This window comes from Streptomyces sp. PA03-1a, from assembly GCF_033792805.1.
Lineage (GTDB): Bacteria > Actinomycetota > Actinomycetes > Streptomycetales > Streptomycetaceae > Actinacidiphila.
The window spans coordinates 1-13,539 of record NZ_JARAVO010000252.1 but is presented as its reverse complement, the minus strand read 5'-3'; the positions used below and the strand labels follow the sequence as shown (position 1 = coordinate 13,539).

General features: G+C 74.2%; 11 protein-coding genes. 6 read left to right on the top strand and 5 right to left on the bottom strand.

Features of this window, described 5'->3' with window-relative positions; genetic code table 11:
• Positions 1–93 precede the first annotated feature (93 nt).
• Both PV341_RS37720 and PV341_RS37715 read right to left on the bottom strand, forming a co-directional pair.
• Positions 94–1,401, bottom strand: a complete 1,308-nt coding sequence (locus PV341_RS37720; RefSeq protein WP_500360173.1) for a tetratricopeptide repeat protein — start codon at positions 1,399–1,401, stop codon at positions 94–96.
• 116 nt (positions 1,402–1,517) lie between these two features.
• A complete protein-coding gene (locus tag PV341_RS37715) occupies positions 1,518–3,086 on the bottom strand; it encodes a DUF4331 domain-containing protein (RefSeq protein WP_500360172.1) in 1,569 nt (522 codons plus the stop codon).
• Between the two features lie 175 nt (positions 3,087–3,261).
• Here PV341_RS37715 and PV341_RS37710 point away from each other — a divergent pair, with 175 nt between their 5' ends.
• On the top strand, positions 3,262–4,068 hold the full coding sequence (locus PV341_RS37710) for an anti-sigma factor (protein WP_500360171.1): 807 nt from the start codon (positions 3,262–3,264) through the stop codon (positions 4,066–4,068).
• A gap of 116 nt (positions 4,069–4,184) precedes the next feature.
• Positions 4,185–4,448, top strand: coding sequence for a hypothetical protein (locus PV341_RS37705; RefSeq protein ID WP_499511025.1), 264 nt, complete (start codon positions 4,185–4,187; stop codon positions 4,446–4,448).
• A gap of 126 nt (positions 4,449–4,574) precedes the next feature.
• Here PV341_RS37705 and PV341_RS37700 read toward each other — a convergent pair whose 3' ends face one another.
• Genes PV341_RS37700 through hmgA form a run of 3 tightly spaced genes read right to left on the bottom strand, consistent with a single transcriptional unit; the run spans position 4,575 to position 7,917 of the window.
• Entirely contained in the window at positions 4,575–5,816 is a 1,242-nt protein-coding gene (locus PV341_RS37700; RefSeq protein WP_500328463.1) for a type ISP restriction/modification enzyme, read from the bottom strand.
• Between the two features lie 14 nt (positions 5,817–5,830).
• Complete coding sequence (locus PV341_RS37695) at positions 5,831–6,592, bottom strand: GntR family transcriptional regulator (RefSeq protein ID WP_500328461.1); 762 nt, start codon at positions 6,590–6,592, stop codon at positions 5,831–5,833.
• Complete coding sequence (gene hmgA, locus PV341_RS37690) at positions 6,589–7,917, bottom strand: homogentisate 1,2-dioxygenase (protein WP_500328459.1); 1,329 nt, start codon at positions 7,915–7,917, stop codon at positions 6,589–6,591. Before hmgA ends, PV341_RS37695 begins: the two co-directional genes overlap by 4 nt.
• A 66-nt stretch (positions 7,918–7,983) precedes the next feature.
• On the opposite strand from hmgA, the gene PV341_RS37685 reads away from it, so the two are divergent.
• The 4 genes from PV341_RS37685 to PV341_RS37670 form a co-directional block, all read left to right on the top strand.
• The gene (locus PV341_RS37685) at positions 7,984–8,670 is read left to right on the top strand and encodes a TetR/AcrR family transcriptional regulator (protein WP_500360170.1); all 687 of its coding nucleotides are present in this window, start codon (positions 7,984–7,986) and stop codon (positions 8,668–8,670) included.
• A gap of 81 nt (positions 8,671–8,751) precedes the next feature.
• On the top strand, positions 8,752–10,986 hold the full coding sequence (locus PV341_RS37680) for a molybdopterin oxidoreductase family protein (RefSeq protein ID WP_500360169.1): 2,235 nt from the start codon (positions 8,752–8,754) through the stop codon (positions 10,984–10,986).
• 88 nt (positions 10,987–11,074) lie between these two features.
• Positions 11,075–12,469: an aldehyde dehydrogenase family protein gene (locus tag PV341_RS37675; protein ID WP_500360168.1), complete on the top strand. Its 1,395-nt coding sequence runs from the start codon at positions 11,075–11,077 to the stop codon at positions 12,467–12,469.
• Between the two features lie 17 nt (positions 12,470–12,486).
• Positions 12,487–13,539, top strand: a 1,053-nt coding sequence (locus PV341_RS37670; protein WP_500360166.1) for a zinc-binding dehydrogenase, incomplete at its 3' end; no start/stop codon positions are given.

The following is a 13,539-nucleotide window of genomic DNA, read 5'->3' as shown; positions in this document are numbered from 1 at the left end:
GGCAACCCCGAATTTCAAAAAGGTGTTTTTGTCGGCAGGGGTGGAGTTTGTAAAAAGAAATTCCGCGCCGGGCTACCGCAACGCGGCCTTCCTCTACCACCGCGGCGTCATCGAGGCGGCCCTCGGCAGGCGCGCGGCCAGCGACGTCCTGGCGGCCGCGCGCCTGCCGAGGGCCGCCTCGATGACGCCGCGGTGGTAGAGGAAGGCCGCGTTGCGGTAGCCCGGCGCGGAGGAGCGTCCGGCGTACGTCAGGGCCTCGCGGTCGCGGCCGTTGACGTGCAGGGCCCAGGCGAGCGCGTCGGCGGTGTGGACGGTCTGCCGGCGCGACCATTCGGCCCGGGCCGCGCGCAGCGCCTCGGCGGCGTCCCCGTGGTCGGCGGCGACCAGTGCCGCGTCGAGGTCGGTGGCGACGCCGTTCGCCCGGGCGAGGGCGATCCAGGTGCCGACCACCGCGTACTGCTGCTCCGCCCGCTCGTCCTGGCCCGTGGCCTCGTACAGTTCGCCCAGTTCGGCGAGTTGCGCGGGCAGCGGGTAGCGGTCGACGACCGGCCCCAGGTCGCGCAGGGCCTTCTCCCGGTCGCCGCGTGCCGCGTACGTACGGCCGCGGCCCTCGACCGCCGGCAGGTAGCCGGGGTCGGCGCGCAGCGCGGTGGCGAAGTGCCGCAGTGCGGCCGGGTACTGGCCCTGGCTCCAGGCGAGCTGGCCCAGCGCCGTGGCGACGTAGGCCGTGTCGCCCGGGGTCGCGGCGGAGTCCAGGGCGCGGGTCAGGATGCGGCGGGCACCGGCCGGGTCGCCGCGCAGTTCGTGGACGTAGGCGAGGCGGGTGAAGACCGGGATGCCGGGACGCACCGCGTCCGCGTGCTCGGCGGCGCGCAGCGCCTCGTCGTAGCGGCCGAGTTCGACCAGGGCGTCGACCCGGACGGCCAGGGCGCGCTCCCCGTACGGGTTCACCTTCAGCGCCCGGTCCGCCTCGGTGAGGGCGGTGCGGAAGTCGTGGCGGGCGGCGGCGAGCGCGGCCCGTCCGGCGAGTGCGGCGTCGTTGTCGCGGGGGGAGATCCGCAGCGAGCGGGTGAAGGCGGCCTGCGCCTGCGGGTAGCGGGTCGGGTCGCCGCTGGTCCTGGCCTGCTCGACGTAGGCGGCGCCGAGGGCGGCCCACCCCGGGGCGTCGTCGGGCTGGGCCCGCAGATGCGTCTGCAGGGCCGCGATGCCGCCCGCGAGGTCGCCCTCGGCGAGGCGGTCCAGCGGGGCGTCGGCGGCGGGTGCCGCGGTCCGCGCGGCGTCCCGCGGGGCGGGGGACCCGCCGAGGACCAGCGCGCCCGCGGTGAGCGCCAGCGCGAGGCCGAGCACCAGCGCCGCGTACAGGACGGCGGCGCGCAGTCGGCCCGGGGCCGGTACGTCCATGGCTGCTGCCTTTCGGGATGATGGGGTGGAGCCCGGCCGGGGCGCTCGCGGTGCGTCCCGGCCGGGTGCCGTGCGGTGTGTCTGCGCCGGGCCGTCGGGTCCGGCGCGGCGGTGCGTCAGGCCCGGCCGTGCGCCCGGCGGCCGGCGGGGCTGCGGCGCATCCGCCACCACAGCAGCGCGGCGCCGATCAGCAGCACGCCCGCGCCGCCGGAGGCCGCGGAGGCGATGAGCACGGTGTTGTCGTCACCGCCGCCCGTGAGCAGGCCGCCCCCGTTGAGCTGGGTGACCCCGTTGGTCTGCGCCGAGTTGGTGGCCGGCTTGGCCAGCGGGCCGTCCGAGCCGGAGGCCGGCAGGGCCACGTACGGGAAGCTGGCGCCGAAGGCCTGGTCGTTGGCGTTGACGGCGTCGCCCAAGTCGTTCTTCGACCCGACGAGTTCGCCCTCCACCACCTGGAGCGCGATGTCCACGACGTCGTCACCGAGCCGGCGGCCGTTGGGGAAGCCGGCGTTGTCGCCGTCCAGGACGCCGAGCCGCTTGGGCTTGGCGGTGGGCGGGACGGCCGTGTTGAGCCGCAGCATCTCCGACGGGCGGACGTGCGGCGGCTGGTTGAGCTTGGGCACACCCGTCAGGAACACCTGGACGAGGTCGTTGCGCGGCGTGGCCGGCGCCTTGATCTTGTAGATGCCCTCGATGAGCCCGGGCAGTTCGGGGTGGGTCACGTTCTTGAGGAACTGGGCGTCGTTCCAGGGCGAGGACGCGTTGAACCGGTCCTTGTCCTTGAGCGGGTTGACCACCTCGTTGACCAGCGGCATGCCGAGGCGCGAGACCTGTGCCCAGTCGCCGTTCGCCGTGCGCCGCTGCGTGGTGGACCAGATGCCGACGACCGGCTGCTTGGCCGACTGGCGGATCGCGGCCGTCGGGACCTGCAGGGCGATGGTGTTGACGTTGTAGCCCTTGAGGGTGTCGTCGCCGACCTCGGAGAGGTTGCCCCCGTAGAGCAGGTCGAAGACCCGCAGGTCGAGGAAGAACGGGTCGTCGGACTGGCCGGCGAAGGCCGTGGTGCCGCGGCCCAGGTCCTTGACGGCCTGCTGGCGCAGCACGTTGTAGTCCGGCATCGAGGCCTTGCCGACGTTCGACGGCGCGACGGGCACGTCGTTCGCGACCTTGTAGCGGCCGGTTACCTGCTGGTCGTGCAGCCGGAACAGGTCGATGTCGTAGGTCTGGAAGAAGTTCAGGTCCGGGTCGTCGAGGCTGGTGACCGGGCCGGTGTTGTAGAGGAACGTCTTCTTGTTGCGGAGGTGGTCCCGGAACGTCCACCGGTAGAGGTAGTCGCCCTGGGCGTCCCCGTCGCTGTCGATGTGGATGTCGTACTGGGCGTCGTCGGCGAACTTGTAGAAGTTCGGGCCGCCGGCCGGGTCCTCGAACGGTATCCAGTTCGCCACCAGCGTGGTGGTGTCCGGGCGGTCGGGGCTGACGAACGCGTAGACGTCCGTGGTGTCGTACTGCGGCTGCCCCGAGATCAGCGGTGCCTCCCGGTGGCTGGACGCCTGTGCCGTCCCCGGCTCCAGTCCGGTGACGCCCGCCGCGGCGAGTCCCCCCGCGGCCAGTGCGCCGGCGGCCAGCAGGGCGATCGTGCGCGATCGCCCGAACCGGGCCGTGAGCCTGTTCCTGCTGTGTGCGGTCATCGCGTCGGTCCTTCGCGAGTCTGGCCCCTCCCCCTTGGAAGAGGTCCTGCGTGGGTTGTTCGGGGCCGGTCGGACGGCGGATTGGCGGACCGGGGCGAATTTGTGTCACAGGGTTGTAACGTGATATAGGCCCGGCCGGACGGTGCGTGCACCGCGGAGGGAAGCGGGGCGACCCATGAGAGGTTCCGTGCACGAACTGGCCGCGGCGTACGCGCTGGACACCCTCGCGCCGCGGGAACTGCGCCGATTCGAGCGGCATCTGATGCGCTGCGACGCGTGCGCCGAGCGGGTGCGGGATCTGGCCGGGGACACCGTGCGGCTCGGCAACCCGGGTTCCGCCGCGCCGCCGCCCCCGATGGTCCCGCTGTTGGTGGACGGGGTGCCGGTGGACGGGGTGCGGGGGGATCAGGAAGCGCCGCAAGCCCTTGAACCCCTGGAACCCCTGGAACCCCTACGACCGGGCCGGTGGTGGGAGGCGTGGCGCCGGCCGTTCCCGGCGCGTCTGGCCGCGACGGGCGCCGGGGCGGCCCTCCTGGTCTGCGCGGTGCTGGGCGCCCTGCTGCTGCGGACCGCCACCCAACTGGACCGGGAACGGGGGAACGCGCGTGCGGTGAACGAGGTTCTGACGGCCGCCGACGCCCGCCCGGCCTTCGCGAGCGACGACCATGGACGGGGGGTGACCGCCGTGGTGTCACGGGACCTGCGCCGCGCCGTGGTGACGGTGCACGGGCTGCCGCGCCTGGAGGGACGGACCGTCTACCAGCTGTGGCTGGTGAGCGAGCGCCCTACGTCCTTCCGCTCCCTCGGCGTGCTGGGCGCCGATCCGGCGGCGGACGGCACGCCCGCGCCGATCGTGACCGACGGGCTGAACGAGCGGTCGTACGCGTTCACCGTGACGGTTGAGCCGACTGGCGGATCCGTGGTGCCGACCTCGGATCCCATGGTGCAACTTCCCCTGCTCGCGCTGGGGATCGGTTCGTGACCGTCAACCCCCTTGACGGGCAGGTGAATCCGGGAGCGCGGATGCATAGGTGACGCCGCAGGACGATAGGGTTACCCTGCCCGGTGCCGGGTGCCCTCGAACGGGTGGGGAGTGTCATGGATCAGATAGCAATGCGGAGCAGGCCGCGAGTGCCTGCCGTCACGTGCGGGAGCAGCGCGTCCAGCGCGCGTCTCGACCGCCATCTCTCGGTGCTGGCCGGCCCCGCCGTGCCGCAACGGGAGGCGGAGGAGGCCACGCTGTTGATGCGCGAGCTGACCTCGCGCGACCACGTGCGCGCGAACGCCAACCGCGGGGCGCGTGTGTCGCTGTTCGCGCCGCTGCGGCGGCTGCGCCGTTCGCTCTTCGGCAGCCGCGGCTGACCGGAGGCGTTCTCGGCGTTCCTTTCAGCGGACAGGCTCGGGCGCAGTACACCGTCCCGGCACCGCGCTGCGTCATGCGGCGCGTCGGTGTACTCCGTCCGAGCCTGTTGTCGTGTCGACTTGTGGTCACAGCAGGGCGAACTGCCCGTCCGGTCCCTCTTCGTGGTGATCCAGCACGGAGGCCGGGCGGCGCGCGGAATCGGGCACCGGCAGGACGCGGGCCGCGCGCAGCTCGGCGGCACTGATCCGCGGGCCGTCCGCGACCCGGGCGGCGAGCGCGCGACGGGACGGCCGCAGCTCCGCCAGCATCGCCAGCACGCTGATCAGCTCCAGCAGTTCGGTCGTCCTGGCCCGCGGCCAGGCGGCGGGCCGGACCGCGTCGAGTCCCTCCGCCGCCCCGGTGGGGAGCCGCCGCTCGAACCAGGTCTCCAGCACCCGCGTCCCCCCGGCGTGGAACTCCCAGGCCGCCTGCGGCACCGGTGCCACCCGCCCGCTCCCCAGCACCAGCGCCTGCTCCTCCGGGTCGTACGACGGGGCCTCCCGCGGCACGTCGGGCAGCGCCGCCCGGACGTAGGGGCGCCGGCCGCCGGGCAGCCGGGGATGCCCCGCGGGGCGGTCCTCCGCCGGATCGGCGAAGCGGGTGCCCCGGGTGTGCAGCCACAGCAGACGGCGGCCCAGTGCGACGCCCTCCGCCCACAGCGCCGGATCGGCGGTGAGCGGGACCTCGACGGGCGAGCCGGTGGCGAGCGCGGCGACCCAGGCGAGCACGTCCTGTGCGCCGACCGGGGTGTCCAGCCGACGGGCGAGCCGGTCCAGCAGACCCGGCGCGAGGTTCGGGTCCCGTCCGCCGGGGCGGCGGAACAACGGCCGGATCCGGCCGGGCCGGCCGGCGGGGGAGTGGCCGTCGGGGAGCAGCGCGGAGAAGGCCAGCGGCGGCCCCGGGACCTGCGGCAGGCGCGCGAGTTCCACCGCGTACAACTGCCGGTCCTCGTCGGCGACCCGCCACAACTCGGGGCGGGCGGCGTCGATCAGGCGCTGGTCGGGGATGAGCCACTGCAGGTCGTACGGGCCGTGGAGCACCCGCACCGGCTCCGCGCAGGCGCCCTCCTCGCGCTCCAGCCGGGTGGTGGACGCCGGGTGGCCCGGCAACTGGGCGACGGCGGTGCGCGGGGTGCGCGCCCGGGTCGGATGGAACAGCCGCTCGCGCTCGGCGCCCCCGGCCTTCACCAGCCGGTCCCAGCGCGAGGTGAGGGTCGCCGCCTCGGGGGCCATGACCCAGCTCCGCCCCAGGCGCAGGGGCGGGACGGACCACGGCATCAGGTCGGCCAGCGTCGGCGCTTCATCGCTCACATCGCTCACCGTGGGCATGCTACTGACGCCCCTCAGGGTGCCTCCACGGTCACGGTGAAGGAGAAGCGGTCGCCCCGGTAGCGGATGCGCACCACGTCGACCGCGCGGCCCGTGTCGTCGTAGGTCACCCCCGTGTAGTGCAGGATCGGGCTGAGCAGGGGCACCTGCAGCAGCCGGGCGGTGTCCGGGTCGGCCAGCCGCGCCTCGACGGTGTCGGTGATGCGGCTGATCCGAACCCCGAGGGCGTCCCGGAGCACCTTCGTCATCGGCCAGCGCGCCAGGTCCGCGAGGTCGATCCGGGCGGCCAGTTCCGGCAGGACGAAGTTCTCCGCCCAGTTGGTGGGCTCACCCGACTCGTCGCAGCGCAGCCGGCGGTAGGCGACGGCCTCCGGCAGCCCGGGGAAGTACTCGGCGTACTCCTGCGGCACGGGCGCCGGGCCGTGGCCGAGCACGCTGGTGCGGTCCCCGGACTGCTGGGCGACGATCGCGTCGACCGAGCCCAGCAGCCGCACCGGTGCCCCGCGCCGTGCGGCCGGTTCGATGAACGTGCCGCGCCGCCGGTGGCGGCTGATCAGCCCCTCCTCCTCCAGCTCCTTCAGCGCCTGCCGCATCGTGAGCACGCTGACGCCGTAGTGCCCTGCCAGCGCGTCCTCGGTCGGCAGCCGCAGCGGGGCGTCCGGACGACGGCCGAGTATCGAGGCGCGCAGGGACTGCGAGACCTGGTACCACAAGGGGAGTTTGCGGTTCAGGACCAGCGAGTCGGGGGCGAAGGTGCTGCTCGGGCTCGTCGTCATGGCCTGAAGTGTCGCTCAAGCCCCCGCCACACGCCGTCGTAGTCCCGCTGCAGGTGCTCCGCCCCCAGCGCTTCCGGGGTCGCCACCACCGGCCAGCGCGTCTCGAACATGAAGGCCAGCCCGTCGTCCACCTTCTGCGGGACCAGCTCGGCGGCGCTCGCCTTGTCGAAGGTGGTCCGGTCCGGGCCGTGCGCCGACATCATGTTGTGCAGCGACGCCCCGCCGGGGACGAAGCCCTCCGCCTTGGCGTCGTACGCGCCCTCGACGAGCCCCATGAACTCGCTCATCACGTTCCGGTGGAAGTACGGCGGGCGGAAGGTGTCCTCGCCGACCAGCCAGCGCGGCGCGAAGACCACGAAGTCGGCGTTGGCCAGGCCCGGGGTGTCGGAGGGCGAGGTCAGCACGGTGTAGATCGACGGATCGGGGTGGTCGTAGCTGACCGAGCCGAGCACGTTGAAGCGCCGCAGGTCGTAGACGTAGGGCACCAGGTTGCCGTGCCAGCCGACGACGTCGAGGGGGGAGTGGCCGTACTCGGCGGCCCACAGGTTGCCGCCGAACTTGTTCACCACCTCCACCGGTTCCTCGCGGTCCTCGTACGCCGCGACCGGCGCCATGAAGTCCCGCGCGTTGGCCAGGCCGTTGGCGCCGATCGGGCCGAGGTCGGGCAGCCGGAAGGACTGGCCGTAGTTCTCGCAGACGTAGCCGCGCGCCTCCCCGTCCGGCAGCTCGACGCGGAAGCGCACCCCGCGCGGCACCAGCGCCACGTGGCCCGGCCCGGCGGCCAGGACGCCCAGTTCGGTACGGATCAGCAGCCGGCCGCGCTCCGGCACGATCAGCAGCTCGCCGTCGGAGGAGGAGAACACCCGGTCGGCCATGGAGCGGTTGGCCGCGTACCAGTGGATGCCGATGCCCTCGCGGCGCAGCACGTCACCGTTGCCGCCGACGGTGACCAGGCCGTCCACGAAGTCGGCCGGCTCCTGCGGCAGCGGCAGCGGGCTCCAGCGCAGCCGGTTGGGATCGGGCTCGGCCTGCGTGAAGGGCGCGCTGCGCAGCCGCCCGTTGGTGATGCGGCGGAACGGCGGATGGGCCGCCGAGGGGCGGATGCGGTACAGCCACGAGCGGCGGTTGTGATGCCGCGGCTCGGTGAAGGCGGTGCCGCTCAGCTGCTCCGCGTAGAGGCCGAGCGGGGCGCGCTGCGGTGAGTTGCGGCCGACCGGAACCGCTCCGGGGACCGCCTCGCTCATGTGCTCGTTGCCGAAGCCGGGGAGGTAGGCGAGGTCCCTGCCGGCCTGGATCTCTGTGCTGGCGATCTCTGTGCTGGTCACGATTCCTATGGTTGTCCATAGGAATCAACCCCGCAAGGGATCGGCCTGTCCCTGTGGAAAACCGGCATGATGGACCTCGTGCACAGCAGCGGCAACGGTCTCCGGCGCGTACCCGTCCAGCAGCGCAGCGCCGAACGCTTCGCCCGGATCCTCGACGCGGCCGCGGCGATCCTCGACGAGGGCGGCTACGAGGAGCTGAGCACGCGGGACGTGGCCGCCCGCGCGGGCGTGCCGATCGGCTCGGTCTACCGCTTCTTCTCCAACAAGCGCGCCATGGCGGACGCCCTCGCCCGCCGCAACCTCGACAAGTACCTCGCCGGGGTCACCGACCGCCTCGACGCCCTCGGCCCGGCCCCCGGCCACGCGGCCCCGGGTGGCACGGCCCCCGGCGGCCCCGGGGACTGGCGCCGCCTGATCGACGTCGTCGTCGACCAGTACGTCGCCATGCGGCGCACCGTGCCCGGCTTCGCCCTCGTCAGCTTCGCCGGCCCGGCTCCCGGCCCCGCCGTGAACGACCTGGCCAACCACCTGGTCGCCGACCGGCTGCGGGCCCTGCTCATCGCCCCGCTCGGCGCCGCCGGCGTGGCCGTGACCGACGACCGGCGACTGCGGACCGCCTTCGTGGTGGGCGTGGAGGCCGCCGACGCCCTGCTCAAGATGGCCTTCCGCGCCGAGCCGCAGGGCGACGCCTCGCTCATCGCCGAGACGAAGGTGCTGCTCCGCGCGTACCTCGCAGGCGTTCTGGAGCCGTAGCGCCGCGAGTGCTATCCCGACATGCATACCGGTCGGTATGGTGACCGCACACGAGGAAGCGTCCTTGCCCCGGGAGGCCCGATGGCCAGCAGTCGTACCGCCCTGCGTATCTGTCCGCTGTGCGAGGCCACGTGCGGACTGACCCTGACCATCGACGCGGACCGGGTCACCGGCGCCCGCGGCGACCGCGACGACGTCTTCAGCGCGGGCTTCATCTGCCCCAAGGGCGCCTCCTTCGGCGAGGTCGACGGCGACCCCGACCGGCTGACCCGCCCGCTCGTGCGCCGCGACGGCGTGCTCACCGAGGCCACCTGGGCCGAGGCGTACGCGGCCGTCGACGAGGGCTTCGCCCGCGTCCGCGCGACCCACGGCACCGCGGCGACCGGCGTCTACCTGGGCAACCCCAACGTGCACACCATCGCCGGCGGCCTCTACCCGCCGACGGTCATCCGTGCCCTCGGCACCCGCGCGCTGTTCTCCGCCAGCACCCTGGACCAGATGCCCAAGCAGGCCGCGTGCGGCCACCTCTACGGGGACGCGCTCGCCGTCCCCGTGCCCGACCTGGACCGCACCGACCACCTGGTCGTCATCGGCGGCAACCCCCTGGTGTCCAACGGCAGCCTCGCCACCGCCGCCGACTTCCCCGGCAAGCTCAAGGCGCTGCGTCGCCGCGGCGGCAGACTCACCGTCATCGACCCCAAGCGCACCCGCACCGCCGAACGCGCCGACCTCCACATCGCCCCGCGCCCCGGCACCGACGCCGCGCTGCTCTTCGCCGTCGTCCACGTGCTGTTCGAGGAGGGGCTCACCGGCCTCGGCCACCTCGAAGGCCACGTCACCGGCGTCGACGAGGTCCGCGCACTGGCCCGCGACTTCACCCCCGAGGCGGTCGCCCCGTACTGCGACGTCCCCGCCGAGCTCATCCGCTCCCTCGCCCGCGACCTGGCCGCCGCCCCCAGCGCCGCCGTCTACGGACGCCTGGGCAGCACCGCCGTACGCTTCGGCACCCTCGCCAGCTGGCTGATCGACGTCCTCAACATCCTGACCGGCAACCTCGACCGCCCCGGCGGTGCGATGTTCCCGTTGCCGGCCACGGCACGCGCCCCGCGCCCGGCCGGCCCCGGCCGGGGATTCACCACCGGCCGCTGGCGCAGCCGGGTCTCCGGCCACCCGGAGGTCGCCTCCGAACTGCCCGCCGCCGCACTCGCCGAGGAGATCGACACCCCCGGCGACGGGCAACTGCGCGCCCTGGTCACCATCGCGGGCAACCCCGTGCTGTCCGCCCCCGACGGGGCCCGCCTCGACCGGGCCCTGGCGGGGCTGGACTTCATGGTCAGCGTCGACCCGTACCTCAACGAGACCACCCGCCACGCGGACGCCGTCCTGCCGCCGCCCCCGCCGTCGCGCAGCGCCCACTACGACTTCGCGTTCGGCAACTTCTCCGTGCGCAACAACGCCCGCTACAGCCCGCCCGCGATCCCCCTGGAGGACGGCAGGCCCGGGGAGCCGGAGATCCTGGCCCGGCTCGCCCTCCTCCTCGGCGGCTTCGGCCCGGAGGCCGACCCCGCGCTCGTCGACGAGCAGGCCGTCACCCACCGCCTGGCCAAGGAGACCGCCGACCCGCACTCCGCGGTCCACGGCCGCGACCCCGCCGAACTGGCCGCCGTGCTCACCGGAGGCACCGGCTACGAGCGGCGGCTCGACATGATGCTGCGGCTCGGCCCGTACGGCGACGGCTTCGGCGCCGACCCCGACGGCCTCACCCTGCGCAGCCTCCTCGACCGGCCGCACGGCATCGACCTCGGCCCGCTGCGCCCCCGCGTCCCCGAGGTGCTGCGCACCGTCTCCGGCACGATCGAACTGGCGCCCGCGCCGCTCACCGCCGACGTGCCCCGGCTGCTGGCGGCGGTCACCGGCAGGTCCGGGGACGGGCTGGTCCTCATCGGCCGCCGCCACCTGCGCTCCAACAACAGCTGGATGCACAACGTGCCCGCGCTCACCGGCGGGAGCAACCGCTGCACCCTCCAGGTGCACCCCGAGGACGCCACCCGCCTCGGCCTCACCGACGCGGCGCCCGCCCGCATCAAGGGCGACGGCGGCGAGATCGAGGCCCCGGTCGAGATCACGGACGCGGTGCGGCCCGGCGTGGTGAGCCTGCCGCACGGCTGGGGCCACGACCGCGCGGGCACCCGGCTGACGGTCGCGTCCCGTGAACCGGGCGCCAACCTCAACCAGTTGCTCGACGGCACCCTGCTCGACCCGCTGTCGGGCACGGCCGTCCTCAACGGATTCCCCGTCCACGTCGCCCCGGCGTGACCCACCGCACGGGGTGCCGCCCTGGAAACGGAAAACTATCGGCGCTAGTTTGGGCGGGTCACGGCAGGTCCGCCCGGGAGGACAAGGGATGAAGCCGCACGACGGGATGTACATCGACGGCGAATGGCGGCCCGCCGCCGGCACGGAGACGATCGACGTCGTCAACCCCGCCGACGAGCAGGTGTTCGCCACCGTGCCCGCGGGCACCGCCGCCGACGTCGACGCGGCGGTCAGCGCCGCCCGGGCCGCGTTCCCCGGCTGGGCCGCCACGCCGCCCGCCGAACGGGCCGCCCGGATCGCCGCGCTGCGCGACACCCTCGCAGCGCGCCGCGACGAGATCGCCGAGACCGTCACCGCCGAACTGGGCGCGCCGCTGCCGTTCAGCCAGGCGGTCCACGCGGGGCTCCCGGTCGCGGTCGCCGGCTCGTACGCCGAACTCGCCGCCGGCCACGCCTTCGAGGAGCGGATCGGCAACTCCACCGTCCTCCACGAGCCCGTCGGAGTGGTCGGCGCGATCACCCCCTGGAACTACCCGCTCCACCAGATCGTCGCCAAGGTCGCCCCCGCGCTCGCCGCCGGCTGCACGGTCGTCCTCAAGCCCGCCGAGGACACCCCGCTGGTCGCCCAGCTCTTCACCGAGGCCGTCCACGAAGCGGGCGTGCCCGCGGGCGTGTTCAACCTCGTCACGGGTCTCGGCCCGGTCGCCGGACAGGCCCTGGCCGCCCACGAAGGCGTCGACCTGGTCTCCTTCACCGGATCCACCGCCGTCGGCCGGCAGATCGCCGCGACCGCGGGCGCCGCCGTCAAGCGCGTCGCCCTGGAACTCGGCGGCAAGTCCGCCAACGTCATCCTCCCGGGCGCGGACCTCGCCAAGGCCGTCAACGTCGGCGTCGCCAACGTCATGTCCAACAGCGGCCAGACGTGCAGCGCCTGGACCCGGATGCTCGTCCACCGGGACCGGTACGAGGAGGCGGTGGCCCTCGCCGTGACGGCCGCCGCCAAGTACGTGCCCGGCGAGCGCATCGGCCCCGTCGTCAACGCCAAGCAGCACGAGCGCGTCCGCGGCTACATCGCCAAGGGCGTCGAGGAGGGCGCCCGCCTCGTGGCCGGCGGCACCGAGGCCCCCCGGGAGCGCGGCTACTGGGTCAGCCCCACCGTCTTCGCGGACGTCACCCCGGAGATGACGATCGCCCAGGAGGAGATCTTCGGCCCCGTCCTGTCGATCCTGGCGTACGAGGACGAGGAGGACGCGCTGCGCATCGCCAACGGCACCGTCTACGGCCTCGCCGGGGCGGTCTGGGCGGCCGACGAGGCGGCGGCCGTCGCCTTCGCCCGGCGCATGGACACCGGCCAGGTCGACATCAACGGCGGCCGCTTCAACCCGCTGGCCCCGTTCGGCGGGTACAAGCAGTCCGGTGTCGGGCGCGAGCTCGGCCCGCACGGCCTCACCGAATACCTCCAGACCAAGTCCCTCCAGTTCTGAGCGCAGGAGAAAACACCGTGGTCCGCGCCGCCGTACTGCCCGCCGTCAACGCGCCCCTGACCCTCGCCGAGATCGACCTGCCCGAACCCGGGCCGGGCCAGGTACGGGTCAGGCTCGCCGCGGCCGGGGTGTGCCACTCCGACCTGTCCCTGTCCAACGGGACGCTGCGGCAGCCCGTGCCCGCCGTCCTCGGGCACGAGGGCGCCGGCACGGTCGTCTCCGTGGGCGAGGGCGTCACGGGCGTGACGCCGGGCGACCCCGTCATCCTCAACTGGGCGCCCTCCTGCGGCGCCTGCCACTACTGCGGGCTCGGCGAGCCCTGGCTGTGCGCCGCCGCGGGCGCGGCGGCGGGCGTGCCCTACGCCAAGCTCGTGGGCGGCGGGGACGAGCTCTACCCGGGGCTCGGGACGGCCGCGTTCGCCGAGGAGACCGTGGTCCCGGCGACCGCGGTGCTGCCCCTCCCGGACGGGGTGCCGCTCACCGAGGCCGCGCTCCTCGGGTGCGCCGTGCTCACCGGCTACGGGGCGGTCCACCACAGCGCCGGGGTGCGCCCCGGGGAGTCCGTCGCGGTCTTCGGTGTCGGGGGCGTCGGCCTCGCCGTCCTCCAGGCCGCCCGCATCGCGGGGGCGGGCGCCGTCGTGGCCGTCGACGTCTCCCCGGAGAAGGAGGCCCTGGCGCGGGCCGCGGGCGCCACGGAGTTCCTCCTCGCGGGGGAGGACGTCGCGAAGCGCATCCGCGCGCTGACCGACGGGCACGGGGCGGACGTCGCCATCGAGTGCGTGGGGCGCGGCGAGACGATCCGCTCCGCGTGGTCCTCGACGCGGCGCGGCGGGCGCACGACGGTGGTGGGCATCGGCGGGAAGGGGGACCTGGTCTCCTTCTCCGCGCTGGAGCTCTTCCACTTCGGGCGCACGCTCTCCGGGTGCGTGTACGGGAACAGCGACCCGGCGCGGGACCTGCCGGTGCTGGCGGAGCACGTGCGGGCGGGGCGGCTCGACCTGTCGGCGATGGTCACGGAGCGGATCGGGCTGGAGGGGATTCCGGGGGCGTTCTCGGCGATGCTTTCGGGG